The organism is Cupriavidus sp. USMAHM13, assembly GCF_001854285.1.
Taxonomy (GTDB): domain Bacteria; phylum Pseudomonadota; class Gammaproteobacteria; order Burkholderiales; family Burkholderiaceae; genus Cupriavidus; species Cupriavidus malaysiensis.
Window position 1 is genome coordinate 1,755,367 of sequence record NZ_CP017751.1, and the last position, 19,882, is coordinate 1,775,248.

19 protein-coding genes and 1 riboswitch are annotated in these 19,882 nt (G+C 68.6%); of the genes, 3 read left to right on the forward strand and 16 right to left on the reverse strand.

Annotated elements, in window-relative coordinates; all coding sequences use genetic code 11:
• Positions 1–44: 44 nt before the first annotated feature.
• From BKK81_RS07690 to BKK81_RS07700, 4 genes are all read right to left on the reverse strand, one after another.
• Positions 45–290, reverse strand: a complete 246-nt coding sequence (locus tag BKK81_RS07690) for a hypothetical protein (protein ID WP_071011811.1) — start codon at positions 288–290, stop codon at positions 45–47.
• 272 nt (positions 291–562) lie between these two features.
• Complete coding sequence (locus tag BKK81_RS35255; RefSeq protein ID WP_156811170.1) at positions 563–721, reverse strand: hypothetical protein; 159 nt, start codon at positions 719–721, stop codon at positions 563–565.
• Positions 722–797: 76 nt separating this feature from the next.
• Complete coding sequence (locus BKK81_RS07695) at positions 798–1,766, reverse strand: threo-3-hydroxy-L-aspartate ammonia-lyase (RefSeq protein WP_071011813.1); 969 nt, start codon at positions 1,764–1,766, stop codon at positions 798–800.
• Positions 1,763–2,407 (reverse strand): helix-turn-helix transcriptional regulator, encoded by a 645-nt coding sequence (locus BKK81_RS07700; protein WP_071011815.1) that lies wholly within the window; start codon positions 2,405–2,407, stop codon positions 1,763–1,765. The genes BKK81_RS07695 and BKK81_RS07700 overlap by 4 nt, the downstream gene beginning before the upstream one ends.
• A gap of 288 nt (positions 2,408–2,695) precedes the next feature.
• On the opposite strand from BKK81_RS07700, the gene BKK81_RS07705 reads away from it, so the two are divergent.
• Positions 2,696–3,583 carry a haloalkane dehalogenase gene (locus BKK81_RS07705; protein WP_071011817.1) on the forward strand — a complete coding sequence of 296 codons (888 nt, stop codon included), beginning with the start codon at positions 2,696–2,698 and terminating at the stop codon, positions 3,581–3,583.
• Between the two features lie 72 nt (positions 3,584–3,655).
• On the opposite strand, the gene BKK81_RS07710 is transcribed toward BKK81_RS07705, so the two are convergent.
• From BKK81_RS07710 to BKK81_RS07730, 5 genes are all read right to left on the reverse strand, one after another.
• On the reverse strand, positions 3,656–4,741 hold the full coding sequence (locus tag BKK81_RS07710; protein ID WP_071011818.1) for a porin: 1,086 nt from the start codon (positions 4,739–4,741) through the stop codon (positions 3,656–3,658).
• Between the two features lie 161 nt (positions 4,742–4,902).
• Complete coding sequence (gene uraD / locus BKK81_RS07715) at positions 4,903–5,421, reverse strand: 2-oxo-4-hydroxy-4-carboxy-5-ureidoimidazoline decarboxylase (RefSeq protein WP_071011820.1); 519 nt, start codon at positions 5,419–5,421, stop codon at positions 4,903–4,905.
• A complete protein-coding gene (gene puuE, locus BKK81_RS07720; protein WP_071011822.1) occupies positions 5,418–6,368 on the reverse strand; it encodes an allantoinase PuuE in 951 nt (316 codons plus the stop codon). The genes uraD and puuE overlap by 4 nt, the downstream gene beginning before the upstream one ends.
• A gap of 109 nt (positions 6,369–6,477) precedes the next feature.
• The gene (locus tag BKK81_RS07725) at positions 6,478–7,884 is read right to left on the reverse strand and encodes a nucleobase:cation symporter-2 family protein (protein WP_071011824.1); all 1,407 of its coding nucleotides are present in this window, start codon (positions 7,882–7,884) and stop codon (positions 6,478–6,480) included.
• A gap of 164 nt (positions 7,885–8,048) precedes the next feature.
• A complete protein-coding gene (locus BKK81_RS07730) occupies positions 8,049–8,792 on the reverse strand; it encodes a GntR family transcriptional regulator (protein ID WP_071011825.1) in 744 nt (247 codons plus the stop codon).
• A gap of 336 nt (positions 8,793–9,128) precedes the next feature.
• On the opposite strand from BKK81_RS07730, the gene uraH reads away from it, so the two are divergent.
• The gene (gene uraH, locus BKK81_RS07735; RefSeq protein WP_071011828.1) at positions 9,129–9,482 is read left to right on the forward strand and encodes a hydroxyisourate hydrolase; all 354 of its coding nucleotides are present in this window, start codon (positions 9,129–9,131) and stop codon (positions 9,480–9,482) included.
• Positions 9,483–9,513: 31 nt separating this feature from the next.
• Positions 9,514–10,722 (forward strand): urate hydroxylase PuuD, encoded by a 1,209-nt coding sequence (locus BKK81_RS07740; RefSeq protein ID WP_071011830.1) that lies wholly within the window; start codon positions 9,514–9,516, stop codon positions 10,720–10,722.
• A gap of 259 nt (positions 10,723–10,981) precedes the next feature.
• Here the strand turns inward: BKK81_RS07740 and BKK81_RS07745 are convergent, their stop codons facing one another.
• The 7 genes from BKK81_RS07745 to xdhB all read right to left on the reverse strand — a co-directional run bounded on the left by BKK81_RS07745 (position 10,982) and on the right by xdhB (position 19,881).
• Positions 10,982–11,416, reverse strand: coding sequence for a YXWGXW repeat-containing protein (locus BKK81_RS07745; protein WP_071011832.1), 435 nt, complete (start codon positions 11,414–11,416; stop codon positions 10,982–10,984).
• A gap of 159 nt (positions 11,417–11,575) precedes the next feature.
• Positions 11,576–12,151, reverse strand: coding sequence for a TMEM165/GDT1 family protein (locus BKK81_RS07750; protein ID WP_071011833.1), 576 nt, complete (start codon positions 12,149–12,151; stop codon positions 11,576–11,578).
• Between the two features lie 53 nt (positions 12,152–12,204).
• Positions 12,205–12,417: riboswitch (yybP-ykoY riboswitch) on the reverse strand.
• Positions 12,418–12,522: 105 nt separating this feature from the next.
• Positions 12,523–13,659, reverse strand: a complete 1,137-nt coding sequence (locus tag BKK81_RS07755; RefSeq protein ID WP_071016212.1) for a fatty acid desaturase — start codon at positions 13,657–13,659, stop codon at positions 12,523–12,525.
• A 216-nt stretch (positions 13,660–13,875) separates the two neighbouring features.
• A complete protein-coding gene (guaD, locus tag BKK81_RS07760) occupies positions 13,876–15,201 on the reverse strand; it encodes a guanine deaminase (protein ID WP_071011835.1) in 1,326 nt (441 codons plus the stop codon).
• Positions 15,202–15,272: 71 nt separating this feature from the next.
• Complete coding sequence (locus BKK81_RS07765; protein WP_071011836.1) at positions 15,273–16,316, reverse strand: adenosine deaminase; 1,044 nt, start codon at positions 16,314–16,316, stop codon at positions 15,273–15,275.
• 29 nt (positions 16,317–16,345) lie between these two features.
• Positions 16,346–17,362: a xanthine dehydrogenase accessory protein XdhC gene (gene xdhC, locus BKK81_RS07770; protein WP_071011838.1), complete on the reverse strand. Its 1,017-nt coding sequence runs from the start codon at positions 17,360–17,362 to the stop codon at positions 16,346–16,348.
• A 164-nt stretch (positions 17,363–17,526) separates the two neighbouring features.
• Positions 17,527–19,881 carry a xanthine dehydrogenase molybdopterin binding subunit gene (gene xdhB / locus BKK81_RS07775; RefSeq protein ID WP_071011839.1) on the reverse strand — a complete coding sequence of 785 codons (2,355 nt, stop codon included), beginning with the start codon at positions 19,879–19,881 and terminating at the stop codon, positions 17,527–17,529.
• Position 19,882: the final 1 nt, after the last annotated feature.

Below are 19,882 nucleotides of genomic sequence, written 5' to 3' on the forward strand. Positions count from 1 at the left end.
CCGGCTTTTTCATGTCCGGCTTCCGCCGCGCCTGCTGCAACAGCTTACTGCAGCAGGTTGTACTGTTCGCGCATCACCACGATGATCGAGCGGGCTGCCGCCAGGCGCCGCGGCAGGTTGTCGACCGGCTCCTGCGGAAAGTCGACTTCAGCGCTCCAGTTGCAGCCGGTGTGGTCGGGCTGGTGCTCCCGCATCGCATGCAACTCGCATTCTCCGCATTCCGGGTTGTTCTCGAGACACTGGTTCAGGATGGACATCAGCTCCGATCTGCTCTTGGCGTAGCGCCGCATGTGTCACCTCGCTATGGTTATTCCGGGGGGAGGCGGGATGCGCCGCGCCTTGATGTCGCCCCCGCAGGCGGACAAGACGCTCCCGTCGCCTATTGGCGATTCAATGCCCGGGTAACCAATCTAGGCAGGGTGGCGAAGGGTCGCCAATTGAATCGGACTATGGAGCAACGGCTTTCGATCCCGCGCGATTGCGATGCTAAGGACGTTGCGGCGCAGCATGCGATGTGGCCGGCGGGGCCGCAGCCCACCCCCGCGGACGCTGCCTCCGGCTGTCAGTCCTGGCCGGATTCGCTCTGCGCGGCCACGGCCTGGCGCAGGTAGTCCAGCAGGAGGTCGTCGATCCAGGTGCCCTTCGTCAAGCCGGGTTCCGCGGCCAGTGCGGTGCGGATCTTGTCCTGCGTGGCTGGTTCCTCACGTTGCGTGAGGCCCAAGGAGGGGCAAAAAAAGAAGCCGCCCGGATGCAGGCGGCGGGGCGGCGGGGCGGCCGGGCAGCCGCCGTCGCCGTGCTTACTGGTCCTGCATCCACTGCCCGAAGCGCACCATGTCGACGTTGCCGCCCGACACGATGACGCCGACCCGCTTGCCGCGGATATCGACCTTGCCCTGCAGCGCCGCCGCGGCGGCCAGGCAGCCGGTGGGCTCGGCCACGATCTTCATGCGGCTGGCGAAGAAGCGCATGGTGTCGACCAGCTCGGCATCGCTGACCGTGACGATGTCGTCCACCAGCGTGCGGATCACCGGGAAGGTGTACTGCCCGAGGTGCTGCGTCTGTGCGCCGTCGGCGATGGTCCTGGGCGTTTCGATATGCACGATCTCGCCACTGCGCAGGCTGCGCTGGCCGTCGTTGCCGGCCTCGGGCTCGACGCCGATCACCCGGCAGCCGGGATGCAGCGCGCGCGCCGCCACCGCGCAGCCCGACAACAGCCCGCCGCCGCCCAGGCAGACCAGCAGCAGGTCGAGCGGGCCGGCGTCCTCGAACAGTTCCTTGGCCGCCGTGCCCTGGCCGGCCATCACGTGCGGGTGGTCATAGGGCGGGATCAGCGTGAGGCCGCGCTCGGCCGCCAGCTGCACGGCCAGCGCCTCGCGGTCCTGCTTGTAGCGGTCGTACAGCACGACCTCGGCGCCGTAGCCGCGCGTGGCCTCGATCTTCACTGCTGGGGCGTCTTCCGGCATCAGGATCACCGCGTGCACGCCGAGCAGGCGTGCCGACAGGGCGATGGCCTGGGCGTGGTTGCCCGAGGAGAAGGCCAGCACGCCGGCGGCCTTCTGCTGCGGCGTGAACTGGGCGATGGCGTTGTAGGCGCCGCGGAACTTGAAGGCGCCCATGCGCTGGAAGTTCTCGCACTTGAAGTACAGCGTGGCGCCGGTGGCGGCATCGGCGGTGGTGGAAGTCAGCACCGGTGTGCGGTGCGCGGCGCCGCGGATGCGCTCGTGGGCGGCGGAGACGTCATCGAAGGTGATGGGCAGGGCGGTCATGGGCGATCTTCCGTTGGCAGGTAGGTATAGACGGTGGAGCGGGCGACCCCGAGGGTCTGGGCCACCTCGGTATAGGCGCGGCGCAGGTTGAGCAGGCCGGCGTCGGCCAGCTCGCGCATGGCCTCGCGCCGCTGTGCCAGCGTCATGCCCAGCGGCGTGGTGTTGCGCGCGGCGGCGAAGCGTTCCAGTGCGGCGCGCACTTCATCGGCGCTGCGCGGCGCCAGCGCTTCGCGCAGCGGCGGCCCGCCGCTGCGGGTCTGCATCAACTGGCCCAGGCTGGCCGTCACCGCGCCCAGCAGCGAGGTGTCGAGGTTCAGGCAGATGGCGGCCACGTATTCGCCGCCGCTGTTCTTCAGGCCGATCGAGGTGCTCTTGGCCGGCCGGCCGTCGGGAAACTGGTTGGGATAGTTCTGGATGACCTCGGGATAGCCGGGGTCGGTGATGCGGGCCAGGCCGATCTCCGTCGCCGGCTCGCCGACCTGGCGGCCCGACAGATTGTTGGCGATGGCCACCACCGCATGCTCCGGGCGGGTCAGGTCGTGCAACACCACCTCGACCAGCGGGGCAAGCGTCTCGCCAAGCGCCTGCACGATCTTGCGTGCCTCGCGCAGCAACAGGCGGTTTTCGTCGTCTCGTTCCATGGTTTGGACTTTATGTCAGGTGCTGACGAAGTGTCAATGTCGGGGCTGGGCGGCGGGAAAGCGCGGGATGCCCGGAGTACGGGCAGGGCGCAGGAAATATAGCGGGCGGCACTCTGTCATGATGGGGCGGTGTCCACGCCAGGTGCTCCGGCGTAAGCCTGCCGTCGCGGCAGGTTATGTGATTGAGGCATCGCATGCGCCGGCGGGCGGAGCGACACATGGACCTGCGCCGAAGCGCGGTCGCTGCGCGCGCAGCCTGCATTGCCACCCCAGCATGAAGGAGACCCCGTGCCATTGAGCCCAGCCCCCTTTGCCCCGAAGCAGTACGCCATCGTCAACGGCAGCCGCATGGCCTACCAGGACGTCGGCGAGGGCGATCCCATCGTCTTCCTGCACGGCAACCCGACCTCGTCCTACCTGTGGCGCAATGTGATGCCGCATTGCCGCGGCCTGGGCCGTTTGGTCGCCTGCGACCTGATCGGCATGGGCGATTCCGACAAGCTGCCGCAGTCCGGCCCGCAGCGCTACGGCTACGCCGAGCAGCGCGACTACCTGTTCGCCTTGCTCGACCAGCTCGACCTGGACGAGCGCGTGGTGCTGGTGCTGCATGACTGGGGCTCGGCGCTGGGTTTCGACTGGGCCCGGCAGCATCCCGCGCGTGTGCAGGGTATCGCCTACATGGAGGCCATCGTTGCACCGCTGACCTGGGTGGACTGGCCGGAGAGCGCGCGCCGCGTGTTCCAGGGTTTCCGCTCGCCGGCCGGCGAAGAGATGGTGCTGGACAAGAACACCTTCGTCGAGCGCGTGCTGCCGGCCTCCGTGCTGCGTCCGCTGGGCGAGGCGGAGATGGCGGCCTACCGCGCCCCCTTCGCGCAGCCGGGCGAGGACCGCAGGCCGACGCTGAGCTGGCCGCGCCAGATTCCCGTCGAAGGCGAGCCGGCCGAGGTGGTCCAGGTGGTCGAGGACTATGCGGCCTGGCTGGCCGGCAGTCCGGTGCCCAAGCTGTTCATCAACGCCGAGCCGGGCTCGATCCTCACCGGACGCCAGCGCGAGTTGTGCCGGCGCTGGCCCGGGCAGCGCGAGGTCACCGTGCGGGGCAGCCACTTCATCCAGGAAGACAGTCCCGACGAGATCGGCGCGGCCGTGGCCGCCTTCGTGCGGGCGCTGCGCAACTAGAACGCGGGCCGGCCGCAAGCAAGAAAGCCCGCTGGCAGGCGGGCTTTCTTGCGTGGCGGGCGGCGCCGCGCGTCAGAACTTGTGGCGCACGCCGATGCCGAAGGTGTCGCCCTGCTCGATGCCGGTGATCTTGTCGTAGTAGTAGGCGGCGTAGACGTCGGTACGCTTGGACAGGTTGTAGTCGTAGGCCAGCGCGAAGGTGTTGCGCTTGAAGCTGCTCTGGCTGTTGGTGGTCTTGTCGTAGGCGTACGAAGCCAGCAGGTTGCCGGCGCCGATGGGCACCGAGGCGCCGATCTGGCCGTTGGTGTGCTTGATGTCGCCGAAGGCGTTGGTGTTCACATTGGTCTTGATGTACTGGCCCTGGGCGAACACCTTGACCACCTTGAAGTCATACGACGCGCCGCCCTGTACCGCGGTCTGCTTGTCGAAGCCGGTCAGGAAGGCGTTGCTGGAGGCGGTCAGGTCGCCCGGCACGCTGTCGAACTTGACCTGCTGGAAGGCCACGGTCGCGGCGAACGGACCATTGAAGTACATCACGTTGCCGCCCCACTTGTTCCTGCCGGTGGCGCCGGGTTGCTCGCCGAAGGCATAGATGAAGTTGGCGGTGAGGCCGCCGAAGTTCGGCGTGGAGTACAGCACGGAGTTGTTCCAGCCCGAATCGCCGACGATGCCGGGATCGAAGACCTTGCTGTTGGCCGCCGAGAAGTAGGTGTGGAACACCATCGGCGAGAACACGTAGGAGTCGATCAGCGGGTTGAACAGGATCGTCGAGACGAAGTACGGGGTGGTGTTGCGGCCCAGCTTGACCGTGCCGTACTTGTCGTTCTGCAGGCCGACGAAGGCATTGCGGCTGAACATGGTGTCGCCGTTGAAGCGACCCATCGCGCCCTGGTCGGTACGGAAGAAGCCGTTCAGGTCGAAGATGGCCTTGGTGCCGGCGCCCAGGTCCTCGGTGCCCTTGATGCCCCAGTACGACGTCTGCATGCCGCCGGAGTTGGCGACCCAGGCGCGGTTGGTCGAGCCGGGGTTCTTGACGCCGCCGACGAACATGTCGGCCTGGCCGTACAGCGTGACGCTGGACTGGGCCATCGCGGTGCCGCTGAAAAGGGCTGCGGCCAAGGCTGCCAGCTTGAGGGCCGGCGTGAACTGCTTCTGCATGGTAAAGACCTCCGTGGTTGATCCTGTTTCGGAACGCTCTGTGTGTGCTGGACCCAGCAGGGTTCTTCTTCTGATTCGGCCGCCTGGATGGCATCGGAAGGGGATCCGGCGGCTTCCTTGTTCGTTCTTCTGGCTCGCTGATGCAGGATGCGTTTTTTGGTTCAGCCGGATACTAAGTCGTTCAAGCGGAACTGTGCAATGCGGTGGATCTGCTTGATGCAAGTTTGCAACTCGACCGCCGGCTCGTTTTCCACGCGCTCGCCGAAGGCCGCGATGATGCCGGCACGGTCGTAGCCGCGCACGGCGAGGATGAAGGGGAAGCCGAATTTCTCGTTGTAGCGCTGATTCAGTGCCTGCAAGCGGGCGAATTCCTCGGGGCTGCAGCGGTCGAGTCCGGCGCCGCTCTGCTCGCGCGTCGACTCCGCGGTCAGCTCGCCGCGCACCGCGGCCTTGCCGGCCAGTTCCGGGTGGGCGCGCACCAGGCGGATCTGGGCGGCATCGCCGGCCGCGTCGACTTCGGCGCGCATGGCGTCGGCCAGCTCGGCCGCATTGGCGAACGGCCGGCGCGCGGCCACGCCCTGGGCCACCCAGGGCGAATGCTCGTAGATGCCCCCCAGCACGGCGATGAACTCCGCCTCGGGCATCGTGTTCAACTGCTTCAGGGTATAGGTCTGGCTCATGCTTGCTTGGCGGAAGTGTGGGGATGGTGCTCGGCCCAGTGGCGGGCAATGTCGACGCGGCGGCAGATCCAGACCTTGTCGTGGCCCTGCACGTAGTCGAGGAAGCGTTGCAGCGCGCGGAAGCGGGCAGGGCGGCCCAGCAGCCGGCAGTGCATGCCGACCGACAGCATCTTGGGACGGTCCAGCCCGGCCGGGTCGCCTTCCGCATAGAGCACGTCGAAGGCGTCCTTCAGGTACTGGTAGAACTGCTCGCCGGTGTTGAAGCCCTGTGCGGTGGCGAAGCGCATGTCATTGGTGTCCAGCGTATAGGGCACCACCAGGTGGGGCTTGCTCTCGCCGTTGCCCAGCGCGACCTCGGTCCAGAACGGCAGGTCGTCGCCGTAGTAGTCGGAGTCGTAGAGCAGGCCGCCGTGCTCCACCACCAGCCGGCGCGTGTTGGGGCTGTCGCGGCCGGTGTACCAGCCCAGCGGCAGCGAGCCGGTCAGGGACTTGATGATCTCCATGCCGATACGCATATGCTCGCGCTCGATGTTCTCGTCCAGGCCCTGGTAGTGGATCCAGCGCCAGCCGTGGCAGGCGATCTCGTGGCCCAGCTCGACGAAGGCGCGGGTCACTTCGGGATGCCGCTGCAGCGCCATCGATACGCCGAACACCGTGAGCGGCAGGCCGCGCTGCTCGAACTCGCGCAGGATGCGCCAGACCCCGGCGCGCGAACCGTACTCGTAGATGCTCTCCATGCTCATGTGGCGGTCGGGGTAGGCCGCCGCACCGATGATCTCGGAGAGGAACTGCTCGGAGCCGGGGTCGCCGTGCAGCACGCAGTTCTCGCCGCCCTCCTCGTAGTTGAGGACGAACTGGACGGCGATGCGTGCGCCGCCCGGCCAGCGGGCGTGCGGCGGCTGGCCGCCGTAGCCGATGAGATCGCGTGGATAGTGTTGGTCTTTCATCTGGGTCTTTTCACATCAGAGGACGGGCGGGCACCGGTGAAGCCCGGGGGCCTCCGCTGGCGCGGGGCAGCCCCGGTGCTGCGCGACGGCGGACGGGGCCGCCGCGCGCTTACTCGGTGCCGTGCGAGTTGGCGGCAGCGTGGCGCATGGCTTCCTCGCGGGACTGGATGCCGTTGTAGAAGAGGTTCAGCACGACGGCGACGATGGTGCCCAGCACGATGCCGCTGTGGGTGAACGGGTCGGTCCACTTCGGCAGGTACTGGAACAGGGTCGGCGCGAGCGTCGGAATCATGCCGAAGCCGATCGCGATCGCGACGATGAACAGGTTGTGGCGGTTCCGGTTGAAGTCGCAGGAGCCCAGGATGCGGATGCCGGTGGCGGCCACCATGCCGAACATCACGATGCCGGCGCCGCCCAGCACGAACTGCGGCACCGAGGCCACCACGTGGGCCATCTTGGGGAACAGGCCGAAGGCGATCAGCACGATGCCGCCGGCCACCGCCACGTAGCGCGAACGCACGCCGGTCACGGTGACCAGGCCGACGTTCTGCGAGAACGAGGTATAGGGGAAGGTATTGAAGAGGCCGCCGATCACGGTGCCCAGGCCGTCGGCGCGCAGGCCGTTGGTCAGTTCGGCGTTGCTCAGCCGCTTGCCGGTGATGTCGGCCAGCGCCAGGAACATGCCGGTGGACTCCACCAGCGTGATCAGCATCACGATGCACATCGACAGCACGGCGGTGAGCTGGAAGGTCGGCATGCCGAAGTGAAGCGGCGTGATGACGGCCACGTAGCTGGCTTCGTTGAGTCCCTCGAAGGAGACCTTGCCCATGGCCATCGACACCAGCGTGCCGACGATGATGCCGATCAGCACCGCGCAGTTGGCGACCAGGCCGCGCCCGAAGCGGGTCAGCAGCAGGATCACCACCAGCACCAGGCCGGCGACGGCGAGGTTGCCGAGGTCGCCGTAGGCGAGGTTGGGCACGTCCTTGACCACGCCGTCGATCACCGCGCGCACCGTGGGCTGGCCGCCGCCGGCCCAGTTGATGCCGACACGCATCAGCGAGAAACCGATCAGCGTGATGACGGTGCCGGTCACCACCGGCGGGAACAGCCCGAGCATGCGGCCCATCAGCGGCGCCACCAGGATGCCGAAGATGCCCGCCGCGATCACTGCGCCGTAGATGCCGAGCAGGCCCACGTTGGGATCCGAGCCGATGGCGATCATCGGAGCCACCGAGGCGAAGGTCACGCCCATCATCACCGGCATGCGGATGCCGAACTTCCACACCCCGAAGGCCTGGATCAGCGTGGCGATGCCGGCCGCGAACAGGTCGGCGTTGATCAGGAAGGCAAGCTGGTCCTTGGGCAGCTTGAGCGCGCCGCCGACGATCAGGGGAACGGCGACGGTGCCGGCATACATCACCAGCACGTGCTGCAGGCCGAGCGCGAGCAGCCTGCCCGAAGGCAACCGCTCGTTGGTGAGGTCCGTGGGGACCGTGGTGCTTGCGCTAGTCATCGAAGTGTCTCCTCTCCTTGGGTTTGGTGGGAACGCCGTCGCGCCGCGGTCTGCAACCCGGTCCCGCACTGCGCGCCCTCTGGGGGGACGCTGTGTCATGAGCAGGATTCGGGCCTTGTCGCGCGGGCCGCGTCATCTGGCGCGGCGGCGGGAACGACAAGGCGCTAGGTGGAGCGGCCCAGCACGCTGCGAAGGTCGAAGGTGCCCGGTTCGTCGGGCTGCACACGGTCCGCGCAGGCGCCAAGGTGGTGCGCCATGCGCGCCTGGGCGAGGGCGGCGTCGCCCTGTTCCAGGGCATCCAGGATCTCTTCGTGCTCGTCGAACGAGCAGGCATTGTTGCCGGGAGCTTCGACGCTGGCGATCATCAGCGTGGTACGCGAGACCAGGCGGCGCATCATGTTGACCAGCAGCGCGTTGCCCGACAGCTCGGCCAGCGCGGTGTGGAACTCGGCCGAGAGCCGGATCCAGGTCGGGCGGTCATGGCTGAGGAAGGCCTGGCGCTCGGCCGCCACCATCTTGCGCAGCGGCGCCACCACGGCGCGCGCATCGCGCATGCCGGCCACCTTCTCCAGCACGGCGCGCTCCATCATCTGGCGCAACTCGAACATATCGTGCGCCTCGTCGGTCGACGGGCTGGCGATGAAGGCGCCGCGGTTCGGCTCCAGGTCGACCATGCCGTCGGCGGCCAGCCGCGACAGTACCTTGCGCACGGTGTGGCGCGCGGTGGCATAGATTTCGCAAAGCGAGTGCTCGGTCAGCTTGGTGCGCGGCGGCAGCCGGTGCTCCATGATCGCGTCGTAGATTTCGTGATACATGCGCTCTTCGACCGGGCCCTTGCGCGCGGGCCGTGCCGCGCTGGGGGCAAGGGTGTCTTCGGCACCGGCAATCAGCTTGAGATTCTTGGACATCGTGGCACCAGCTAAGGGGAGGGGATGCGGCCGCCGGGGGACTGCGGGAGGCGGATGGCGATCCGAAAATTGTTGACAATTATTTGGCTGTGCCTTCAATATTGTCAACAAAACAAAACCATGTTTTCGACAGGCAAGGGTAATCCCCGGATATCCACCGGATTCCTCGGGTTATCCCTGATTTGTCAAACGGACCGGCCGGGCGCATCGTCGCCCGCAATCGGTTCAGCGCCGGGATGCGTTGGAAACACGTACCGAGCGGGCACCGGATTCCCCAATCCGGTGCTAGTGAAGGCAGCGGCGCCCCTCACAACCCACAGCCCTAAGGAAGACAGGATGGGACGCTTGACCACTCACGTGCTCGACACGGCAGCCGGCACGCCCGGACAAGGTATGTCGATCACTCTGCATAAAATTGTCGACAATCGCCGCGAAACCCTGAAGACGGTCGTGACCAACCACGACGGCCGCTGCGACCAGCCCCTGCTGGAAGGCGAGGCCTTCGCCCCCGGCGTGTACGAACTCGAATTCCATGCCGGAGACTATTTCCGCGCGCGCGGCGTGAGCCTGCCCGAGCCGGCCTTCCTCGACGTGGTGCCGCTGCGCTTCGGCATTGCCGATACGGGCGCGCACTACCACGTGCCCCTGCTGGTCTCGCCGTGGTCGTACTCGACCTACCGCGGCAGCTGAGCCGACGGCATCGGGAAACAGGAGACAAGTCATGGAAGGCTATATTCTCGACTGGGCCAATCTGCTGCTGCGCTGGCTGCATGTCATCACCGCCATCGCGTGGATCGGTTCGTCTTTCTACTTCGTCTGGCTGGATAACAGCCTGACCAAGCCCACCGCCGGCGACCTGAAGGACAAGGGTGTCGATGGCGAGCTGTGGGCCGTGCACGGCGGCGGCTTCTACAATCCGCAGAAGTACCTGCTCGCGCCCAAGCAGTTGCCGGAGAACCTGCACTGGTTCTACTGGGAGTCCTATTCCACCTGGATGTCGGGTTTTGCGCTGCTGGTGGTGCTGTACCTGTTCAATGCCAGCACCTTCCTGATCGACAAGAACGTGTTCGACATGTCGCCCGGCGCGGCGGTCGGCTTCGCGGTCTCGTACCTGCTGATCGGCTGGATCGTTTACGACTGCATCTGCCGCATCTTCGGCAAGAACGACGGGCTGGTGGGGGTGCTGGTGGCCCTGTACGTGGTGGCGGCGGCCTTCGTGGCCTGCCACGTATTCTCGGGCCGCGCGGCATTCCTGCTGACCGGCGCGATGATCGCGACCATCATGAGCGCCAACGTGCTGGTGTGGATCATCCCCGGCCAGCGCAAGGTGGTGGCAGCGCTCAAGGCAGGCCAGCCGGTGGATCCGATCCACGGCAAGCGCGGCAAGCAGCGCAGCGTGCACAACACGTATTTCACGCTGCCGGTGCTGTTCGCCATGCTGTCCAACCACTACAGCATGACCTACAGCTTCAAGTACAACTGGCTGGTGCTGGTGATGATCATGGCGGCGGGCGTCTTCATCCGCCAGTTCTTCATCCTCAAGCACAAGGGCAAGATCAACGTCGCCTGGCCCGCGGTGGGCGTGGCCCTGCTGGCCGGCGTGGCGGTGATGATCGCGCCGCAGCCGCGTCCCGCGGTGGCCGCCAGCGACGCCGACGGCGCCGCCAACCAGGTCAGCTTCGCCAAGGTGCAGGAGATCATCAACGCCCGTTGCGTGCAGTGCCACGCGGCCCAGCCGAAGATGATGCCGACCGCGGCCAAGGGGATCATGTTCGACTCGGCGGACGAGATCAAGTCGCACGCGCAGCTGATCTACCAGCAGGCGGTGCAGCAGAAGACGATGCCGCTGGGCAACGTCACGCAGATCACGGATGACGAGCGCGCGCTGCTGGGCCAGTGGTTCGAGGGCGGCGCCAAGACGGCGAACTGAAGGTGGCGGGCCGGCCCGGCGGGCCACAGCAGCCGGGTCGGCAGCGCCGACGCGCCAGGCGCGCGCCGCGAGGGCGCTGCTTGGCAGGAAGATCGGTGATCGACGGTCCGCCGGCCGTCCCCGCGTTCGCGCGGGGTGGCCGGCAGCAGGGCCGGAGAGGGTTTGAACGGGGCCTCGTGCCCCGTTTTTTTATGCCCGCGGCGGGCGTGCCGCAGGCGGCGGCACGCGGGCGGTACGCGAGCGGTACATTCAGCCAGGCTCAGCCGTGCCAGTGGCCCTTGACCCAGGCCCAGCCGCCGCCGGCCTCATAGCGCCACACCCAGTGGCCCGGCACCCAGAAGGCATGCGGCGTGGGCGCAACCGTGATCTGCTCGACGATCACCGGCGGCATCGGCGCCACCGGCTGCTCGACCCACTTGCCGTGCACCCACAGCCAGTCGTTGCCGGCCCACTTCCAGTGGCCGGGCACCCAGTTCCAGCCGTAGCCAGGGGCCGGGCCGCGGTCCTCGTGCACCGGTGCCGGCATGGCCCGCACGACCTGGTGCGGCGCCGGCTCGCGCACCACCACTGTGCGCTCGGTCACGCAGCCGCTCAGCGCGGCGGCGGCGGCCAGCGCGGCCAGGGCCGCCTGCGCGGCACGTGCGGCGCGCCGGCCGTGCATGGCCCGGCGCGGGCGTGTTGTCTGGTTCGACATCAATCCTTCTCCTCGTCAAGATTCGATCCGCCTGGGGCGGCGTGGCCGGCGGCCAGGCCGTTCCAGTGCTGCTTCCTTAACGGGCGAGGGGGAGGGCGGTGAGACAGCAAGTTGTAAGCGCACGTTTCCGCGCCGGCGGGGCCGGCGCGCGTACCGCGCTCAGGCGCCGACGTCCAGCAGCGCCAGCACGCCCAGCACGACGAAGATGGCGGCGGCGATCTTGTGCACCAGTCCGATCGGCAGCTTGTCGGCGAAGCGGCCGCCCAGCAGCACGGCGGGCACGTTGGCCAGCATCATGCCGAAGGTGGTGCCGGCCACCACGGCCAGCACTTCGCCGCTGAAGCGCGCGCCGAGCGCCACGGTGGCGATCTGCGTCTTGTCGCCCATCTCGGCGAAGAAGAAGGCGACGATGGTGGTGCCGAGGATGCCGAGCGCGCCGCGCACCGGCTTGCCTTGCTCGACGTCGTCGAGCTTGTCGGGAATCAGGATCCAGGCCGCCATGGCGATGAAGCCCAGGCCCAGGATCCAGCGCAGCAGCGAGGGGCCGACCATGTGGGTGATCCAGCCGCCGAGCGCGCCGGCCAGTCCATGGTTGACCAGGGTGGCGATCAGGATGCCGAGGATGATCGGCAGCGGGCGCCGGTAGCGCGCGGCCAGCACGAGCGACAGCAACTGCGTCTTGTCGCCCATTTCGGCGAGGGCGACGATACCTGTGGAGACGAGGAAGGCTTCCATTTTTCTTGAGATCACCGGGCCGGACGCATCTGCGAGATGCCAATGACGCACGCCTTCCCCGGCCCTGTCCGGAAAAGCGACGTCATCGGTCTCGCCAGGCCCTGGGCACGGGCCGCGCCGGATGGCAGGCCTTGGTCCCGGAAGCTGCGCACGCCATAACCGCAAGCGGTCAAGTCTGTTGACGTACGCCTCCGCGTTCCGGCTCCCGCATTGCGCGGGACGGTGACGGCGGAGCGGCTACTCCCCAATGGAAGTGCGGATTATAGCGTTGCCGTGGCGGGCAAGTCCACCGCCGCCGGCCGCGGTGCGGGCGCTCTGTCGTGCCGGCGCCATGGCCGGCGGCTGCCCCGCGCCGGCGCGTTCCCGTCGCTTCAGACGGGAACGGGCGAGTTCTCGCTGGTCTGGCGGCCGCGGAAGTCGGTCCAGCACAGCGCCTTGAAGTCATACAGCTTGCAGCGGCGTGCGGTGTCGAAGTACCAGCGCCAGGAGAAGTTCTGCACGATGATGCGGCCCGGCAGCGCGTGCTCGAGCACGGCCTGGGCACGCTTCAGGTGGTAGAGCGGCACGCTCATGTCCACGTGGTGGGCGGTGTGTTCCATGATGTGGTGCAGCGCGGCGCCGATGCCGTAGCGGAAACGCAGGTGCACGGTGGTCGAGACGAAGGGCTGGGCGCGCGTCCACATCGCCTTGGTCTCGTACCAGGCCACGCTGGCGTGGGTGTGGTGCACGTAGAGCACGAAGCCGACCGTGGCGTTCCAGACCAGGAAGGGCACGACGAAGCCCATCGTCAGCAGCATCCAGGCCGACTGGCCGGTGACCGCGGCCAGGGCCAGCAGCGCGCCGATCCAGGCCGCGCCGAAGGCGGCCACCAGCAGGCAGTCCCAGGTGAAGATGGCACGCCGGGACGGCATCTGGCGCTTGCTGGGGAAGAACAGCTTGAGCCACCAGATCTCGATCAGGTAGTACAGGCCGGGGCCGAGGCCGGTGCGGTAGACGCGCTCCAGCGCGCGGCGCCAGCGCGGCAGCGCGCGGTATTCCTCGAGCGAGTAGGGCGCCCACACGAAGTCGAAGCCCTTCAGGTTGGTGTAGCCGTGATGCACCACGTTGTGGCCGATCTCCCACAGGCTGTACGGTGTCAGCGAGGGCAGGAAGGTCAGCCGCCCGAGCCATTTGTTGAGGCCGCGCCGGGGCGTCAGGCTCTGGTGGCAGGCGTCGTGGCCGATGATGAACAGGCGGGCGATCATCAGGCCGGCCAGGATGCCCAGGCCGAGCTTGGCCGCCCAGTGCGGCGCCAGCACCACGCCGGCGAGGACTGCCAGGAACAGCGCGGTGTCGAGCAGGGTCAGCGCCAGCGGCAGTGGCGTGGTGCGCCGGCCCAGCGGGATCAGCCAGCCGCGGATGATCTTGCGCGAGGGCAGCGGCGCATCGGGCGCGATCGGCTCGGGCAGCGGTGCCTGCCGGCGCGCGCCGGGCGCCGGCGCGGCGGTGGTGTCGGGACAGGGCTCCATGGCCCGGGCTTGCAGCTTGGCGGTCATGCGGTTTTTCCAAGGTCGGTGACGCGCGGCGTGCGGCCGGGACCGGTCTTGGCCCGGCGCGCCGGCAGGCCGCGCGCGAAGCGACAGCTTAGTGGCCCTGCATGACGGCCGTGTTGACCGTGGTCAACAGGGGGCGGGCATGGCGCGGCGGCGGGGCGCCATGCCGCGACGAAGTGCCTTGGGCGTCTCTCAGACAGCCTCGCCCATCACATAGACCTGGTCGATGACACGGTCATCGCCCAGCATCGCGAAGGCGAACAACTGCTCTTCCAGCGTTTCGGAGCGGGCGCTGCGGCGTGCGATCAGCGGCGTGGCCTGCGGGTCGAGCACGATGAAGTCGGCCTCGCAGCCGGGCGTGAAGCTGCCGACGCGCTCGGACCAGCCTAGCGCGTCGGCGGCCGCGCGCGTGGCCAGGTAGAACATGCGCAGTGCGGTCAGGTAGTAGCCGCCCATGCGCGCCACCTTGTGCGCGGCGTTCATGGTGCGCAGCATGGAGAAGGAGGTGCCGCCGCCGACGTCGGTGGCCAGCGTGACATTGAGGCGGTTGGCGTCGGACTGGTGGAAGTCGTAGAAGCCGCTGCCGAGGAACAGGTTCGAGGTCGGGCAGTGCGCCACTGCGGCGCCGCTGTCGGCCAGGCGCCGGCGGTCGTCCTGGTCCAGGTAGATGGCGTGGCCGTAGAAGGCGCCGGGGCGCAGCAAGCCGTAGTGGTCGTAGACGTCCAGGTAGCTGCGCGCGTGCGGGAACAGTTCGGCGACCCATCTGACCTCGTCGCGGTTCTCCGCCACGTGGGTCTGGATGTAGGCGTCCGGGTAGGCGCGCGCCAGTTCCGCACAGGTGGCCAGCTGGGCCTCGCTCGAGGTCGGTGCGAAGCGCGGGGTGATGGCGTAGCCGAGGCGGCCTTTGCCGTGCCAGCGCGACAGCAGCTCGGCCGAGTCGCGCGCGCCGGATTCCGCGGTGTCGCGCAGGAATTCGGGGCAGTTGCGGTCCATCAGCACCTTGCCGGTGACCATGCGCAGGTTGCGCTGGTGGCTCTCGGCGAACAGCGCGTCGGCCGAGGCGGCGTGCACCGTGCTCCAGACCACCGCGCTGGTGGTGCCGTTGCGCAGCAGTTCCTCGGTGAAGAAGCCGGCCACGCCGCGCGCGTAGTCCGGGTCCTCGAAGCGGCGTTCCTCGGGGAAGGTATAGGTTTCCAGCCAGTGCAGCAGGCCTGGCGACGGCGAGGCGATGATGTCGGTCTGCGGAAAGTGGACGTGGGTGTCGATGAAGCCCGGCACGATCAGCTTGCCGCGGTGGTCGATCACTTCGGCGCCGGCAGGGATTTCCGCGGCCAGGCGGCCATGGTCGCCGGCGGCGACGATGCGGCCGTCGCGGATGATCAGCAGCCCGTCCTCCCAGTACTGATAGGCGTCCTCATGGAACTGCGGGTCGCGCTGGAAGTGCAGCACGCGGCCGCGCACGGCGCGGGTGGCCTGGCTCGCGTGGCTGGGGGAGGCGTTGGCGGGAGTGGTCGTCATGGGTTCGTCTCAGGGCCCGGCGGCGCGGGCCGCAGCCCTGGCACGCCGGTCGTTCTTGGATTGCGCCTCGCTCAGGCCGCGGCAGGCGTGGCGGGCGGGGAGCGCCAGAAGTGGTCCACTTCGGCGAGGAAGTCGGCCTTCTGCGCTGCGGGCAGGAAGGCCGCTTCGAAACTGTTGCGCGCCAGCTTGTGCGCGTCGGCCGCGTCCAGCGGCAGCGCCTCGAAGACGGCTTCCCAGTTGGCGTTCATGTAGCCGCCGAAGTAGGCGGGATCGTCCGAGTGCAGCGTGACGGCGACGCCGGCATCGAGCAGCCGCTTGAGGGAATGGTCGCGCAGGTCGGGATAGACCTTCAGCTTCTGGTTCGACAGCGGGCACACCGTCAGCGGCACGCGCTCGCGCGCGAGGCGCTCGACCAGCGCGGCGTCGTCGATGGCGCGCACACCGTGGTCGATGCGCTCCACCTTGAGCAGGTCGAGCGCGTCGCGCACGTAGTCGGCCGGGCCCTCCTCGCCGGCATGCGCCACCAGGTGCAGGCCCAGTTCGCGCGCGCGGGCGAACACGCGCGCGAACTTCTCGGGCGGGTTGCCGCGCTCGGACGAGTCCAGGCCGATGCCGACGAAGCGGTCGCGGAAGGGCAGAGCGGCCTCCAGCGTGGCGAAGGCGTCTTCCTCGCTGAGGTGGCGCAGGAAGCAGAGGATCAGGCTGCTGGAGAAATCGTATTCGGTGCGCGCCTGGGCCAGCGCATCGGCGATGCCGTCGATAACGGTCGAGACCGGCACGCCGCGCGCCGTATGCGTCTGCGGGTCGAAGAAGATCTCGGCATGGCGGACGTTGTCGGCCACCGCGCGGCGGACGTAGTCCATGGTCATGTCGAAGAAGTCTTCCTCGGTCAGCAGCACGCTGGCGCCGGCGTAGTAGATGTCGAGGAAGGACTGCAGGTCGGTGAAGGCGTAGGCCGCGCGCAGCGCCTCCACGGTGGGGTAGGGCAGCTTGACCTGGTTGCGCTGGGCGAGCTGGAAGATGCGCTCGGGTTCGAGCGTGCCTTCGATATGGACATGCAGTTCCGCCTTGGGGCTGCGGCGGATGCGTTCGGCGAGCGCGGCGTCGATGGTCATGGGGGCCTCTGATGATTGCCCGGCGGGATTCACCGGGTGACGGGTTGCGCCGTCCCTTGCGGCTGCCGGGCGCTGGCGGTCAGGGCGGCAAGCCGCTGATCGCGCACCTGGAGCAGTTGGGCGACGATGGCAACCGCAATCATAGCTGGAGCCTTGTCGGTGATGCCGGCCACCCCCATCGGGCAGGTCATCTCGGCGAGGCGCGCGCTGTCCACGCCGCGCTCGGCCAGGCGGTGCTCGAAGCGCGCGCGCTTGGTCTTCGAGCCGATCAGGCCGAAGTAGGCGAAGTCGCGCCGCCGCAGGATCTGTTCGCACAAGGCCAGGTCGAGCGCGTGGCTGTGCGTCATCACCAGGAAGTAGCTGCCGAGCGGGGCCGCGTCGACCTCGGCCTCGGGCATGTCGGTGGCCTCGGCGCGCACGTTGGCGGGCAGGCCCGGCGGGAACAGGGTGTCGCGCTCGTCGACCCAGCGCACCTGGCACGGCAGGTTGGCCAGCACCTTGACCAGGGCGTGGCCGACATGGCCGGCGCCGAACAGCACGATCTGCATGGCGTCTGAGACCAGCGTGTCGCTCCAGCCGCCGCCGGCCTGCAGCGCCACCGCCGGCGCCACGGCACGGCTGGGCGCATGGCGCGCGGGACCGGATGGCGGCACCGTGCGCAGCAGCGCGTCGCCGCGCGCGAAGGCCGCCTCGGCCGCATCGAGCCATGGCAGGTCGGCCTCGCTCAGCACCTCGAAGGCGAGCTTGACCACGCCGCCACAGCATTGGCCGAGGGCCGGGCCGAGCGGGATGCGCTCGATGCGGCGCGACGGGCTGCCGCTGCCGGCGTCCAGCATCGTGCGGGCGATCTCCATGCCGCGCCACTCCAGGTGGCCGCCGCCGATGGTGCCGACCAGCGCGTCCGCCGTCACCAGCATGCGCACGCCGGGCTCGCGCGGTGCCGAGCCCTTGACCTCGACGATGCTGACCATCGCCACGGGCACGCCGGCGCGCACCCAGCGGGCGGCATCGGCGAAGCGGAAGGGTTGGAGCGGAGCGTCCTGCATGGTTCGGTCTCTGGGTGGTGGCGGGTTTCGGCTGTCGGTGTCGGCTGTGCTGGATGCGGCGATCGGTGGTTTGCTGCGGTCTTGCCTTCGAGGCTTGGGGGCAGGCTGGCCGCGGGTGGCTCCACGCGAACTGCCTGCGCCCGTCGGTCATCCCCCGCGATCCGTCATTCCTGTGCAGCCACCGCCTCCCTCACCGCGTCCGCGGCATCGAGGATCGCCTCGCCGGTGGCCGGAGCCGTCAGCGGCGGATTGATCCGGTAGTCGCCCAGCGCCGCCACGGCGTCGCGGATGGCGAAGAAGACCGAGAACGGCAGCAGCAGCGGCGGCTCGCCGACAGCCTTGGAGCGGTGGATGCTGTCTTCCACGTTGCGGTTCTGGAACAGCCGCACGTTGAAGGTCTCCGGGCAGTCGTTGACGGTCGGGATCTTGTAGGTGGACGGCGCATGCGTCATCAGCTTGCCGTTCTGGTTCCACCACAGCTCCTCGGTGGTCAGCCAGCCCATGCCCTGGATGAAGGCGCCCTCGACCTGGCCGATGTCCAGCGCCGGGTTGAGCGAGCGGCCGGCGTCATGCAGCACGTCGGCGCGCAGCAGGCGCCATTCGCCGGTCAGCGTGTCGACCAGCACCTCGGAGCAGGCCGCGCCGTAGGCGAAATAGTAGAAGGGACGGCCCTGCAGCTTGCTCTGGTCCCAGTGCAGCTTGGGCGTGGTGTAGAAGCCGTCGGACCACAGCTGCACGCGCGCCACGTAGGCTTCGCGCGCCAGCTCGTCGAAGGGCTGGCGCAGTTCGCCGGCCACCACCAGGTCGTCGCCGAAGCGCACTTCCGACACGTCCACGCCGGCCTTGCGCGCGGCGAAGGCGGCCAGGCGCTCGCGGATCTGGCGGGCCGCGTCCTGCGCCGCCTTGCCGTTCAGGTCGGCGCCGGTGGAGGCGGCGGTGGCCGAGGTGTTGGCCACCTTGCTGGTGTCGGTGGCGCTGCAGCGCACGCGTTCGAGGCGAATGCCCAGTTCGTGCGCCACCACCATCGCCACCTTGGTGTTCAGGCCCTGGCCCATCTCGGTGCCGCCGTGGTTCACCAGCACCGAGCCGTCGTTGTAGACGTGCACCAGTGCGCCCGCCTGGTTGAAGTGGGCCACGTTGAAGGAGATGCCGAACTTCACCGGGGTGATGGCGATGCCCTTCTTCAGCACCGGGCTGGCCGCGTTGAAGGCGCGCGTGGCGGCGCGGCGGACGCGGTATTCGCTGCTGGCCTCGAGCTCGTCGAGCAGTTCGTGGATGACGTTGTCCTCCACGGTCTGTCCATAGGGCGTGACGTTGCGCTCGCCCTTGCCGTACAGGTTGGCGCGGCGCACGTCGAAGGCGTCGCGCCCGACCGCGCGGGCGACGTTGTCGAGGATGTACTCGATGGCGAAGGCGCCCTGCGGGCCGCCGAAGCCGCGGAAGGCGGTATTGCTCTGGGTATTGGTCTTGCCGCAGTAGCCATCGATCTGCACGTCCGGCAGCCAGTAGGCATTGTCGAAATGGCAGATCGCGCGGGTCATCACCGGGCCCGACAGGTCGGCCGAGAAGCCGGCGCGCGACACCATCTCCACCTGCACGCCTTCGAGGCGGCCCTCGGCATCGTGGCCGGCCTGGTAGTCGAAGACGAAGTCATGGCGCTTGCCGGTGATCATCATGTCGTCGTCGCGGTCCGGGCGCAGCTTGACCGGACACAGCAGCTTCCACGCCGCCAGCGCCGCGCAGCAGGCGAACAGGGCCGACTGCGATTCCTTGCCGCCGAAGCCGCCGCCCATGCGGCGGCACTCCACCTGGACCTGGTGCACGTGCCAGCCCAGCATATGGGCCACCGCGTGCTGCATCTCGGTGGGGTGCTGCGTCGAGCACCACACGTGCATGCCGTCGTTTTCCTTGGGGACGGCATAGGAGATCTGGCCCTCCAGGTAGAACTGCTCCTGGCCGCCCAGGCGGATGTGGCCGCTGTCGCGATGGGCCGCGGCGCCGATGCGGGCAGCGGGCTCGCCGCGCGTCAGGTGCATCGGCGGCAGCACATAGCTGCCCGCGGCGTGCGCGGCCTCGGGCGACAGTACCGGCGGCAGGTCTTCGTACTCGATCTCGCCCAGGCGTGCGGCGCGGCGCGCCGCGTCGTGCGAGCTGGCCACCACCAGGAACACCGGTTGGCCGATGAACTGGACCACCTCGCGGGCCAGGATGGGGTCGTCGTGGATGATCGGGCCGCAGTCGTTGACGGCCGGGATATCGTCCGCGGTCAGCACCGCGACCACGCCGCGCGCGGCGCGCACCTTGTCGAGCGAGATCGACCTGATGCGCGCATGGGCGCGCGCACTCATGCCCAGGGCGGCGTGCAGCGTGCCGGCCAGCTCGGGGATGTCGTCGGTGTAGGTGGCGGTGCCGGCCACGTGCAGGTGGGCGGACTCGTGCGGGCGCGAGATGCCGACCTGTGGCGCAGCCTCGGTGGCCACGCTTTCGTCGAGCAGGAAGGGTTCGGTCTGCTTGTTCATG

Excerpts from the sequence above, each read along its gene's own strand:
- BKK81_RS07690 (WP_071011811.1), bottom strand. The coding sequence starts at position 290 with ATGCGGCGCTACGCCAAGAGCAGATCGGAGCTGATGTCCATCCTGAAC.
- BKK81_RS07695 (WP_071011813.1), bottom strand. The coding sequence starts at position 1,766 with ATGACCGCCCTGCCCATCACCTTCGATGACGTCTCCGCCGCCCACGAG.
- BKK81_RS07700 (WP_071011815.1), bottom strand. The coding sequence starts at position 2,407 with ATGGAACGAGACGACGAAAACCGCCTGTTGCTGCGCGAGGCACGCAAG.
- BKK81_RS07710 (WP_071011818.1), bottom strand. The coding sequence starts at position 4,741 with ATGCAGAAGCAGTTCACGCCGGCCCTCAAGCTGGCAGCCTTGGCCGCA.
- uraD (WP_071011820.1), bottom strand. The coding sequence starts at position 5,421 with ATGAGCCAGACCTATACCCTGAAGCAGTTGAACACGATGCCCGAGGCG.
- puuE (WP_071011822.1), bottom strand. The coding sequence starts at position 6,368 with ATGAAAGACCAACACTATCCACGCGATCTCATCGGCTACGGCGGCCAG.
- BKK81_RS07725 (WP_071011824.1), bottom strand. The coding sequence starts at position 7,884 with ATGACTAGCGCAAGCACCACGGTCCCCACGGACCTCACCAACGAGCGG.
- BKK81_RS07730 (WP_071011825.1), bottom strand. The coding sequence starts at position 8,792 with ATGTCCAAGAATCTCAAGCTGATTGCCGGTGCCGAAGACACCCTTGCC.
- uraH (WP_071011828.1), top strand. The coding sequence starts at position 9,129 with ATGGGACGCTTGACCACTCACGTGCTCGACACGGCAGCCGGCACGCCC.
- BKK81_RS07740 (WP_071011830.1), top strand. The coding sequence starts at position 9,514 with ATGGAAGGCTATATTCTCGACTGGGCCAATCTGCTGCTGCGCTGGCTG.
- BKK81_RS07745 (WP_071011832.1), bottom strand. The coding sequence starts at position 11,416 with ATGTCGAACCAGACAACACGCCCGCGCCGGGCCATGCACGGCCGGCGC.
- BKK81_RS07750 (WP_071011833.1), bottom strand. The coding sequence starts at position 12,151 with ATGGAAGCCTTCCTCGTCTCCACAGGTATCGTCGCCCTCGCCGAAATG.
- BKK81_RS07755 (WP_071016212.1), bottom strand. The coding sequence starts at position 13,659 with ATGGAGCCCTGTCCCGACACCACCGCCGCGCCGGCGCCCGGCGCGCGC.
- guaD (WP_071011835.1), bottom strand. The coding sequence starts at position 15,201 with ATGACGACCACTCCCGCCAACGCCTCCCCCAGCCACGCGAGCCAGGCC.
- BKK81_RS07765 (WP_071011836.1), bottom strand. The coding sequence starts at position 16,316 with ATGACCATCGACGCCGCGCTCGCCGAACGCATCCGCCGCAGCCCCAAG.
- xdhC (WP_071011838.1), bottom strand. The coding sequence starts at position 17,362 with ATGCAGGACGCTCCGCTCCAACCCTTCCGCTTCGCCGATGCCGCCCGC.
- xdhB (WP_071011839.1), bottom strand. The coding sequence starts at position 19,881 with ATGAACAAGCAGACCGAACCCTTCCTGCTCGACGAAAGCGTGGCCACC.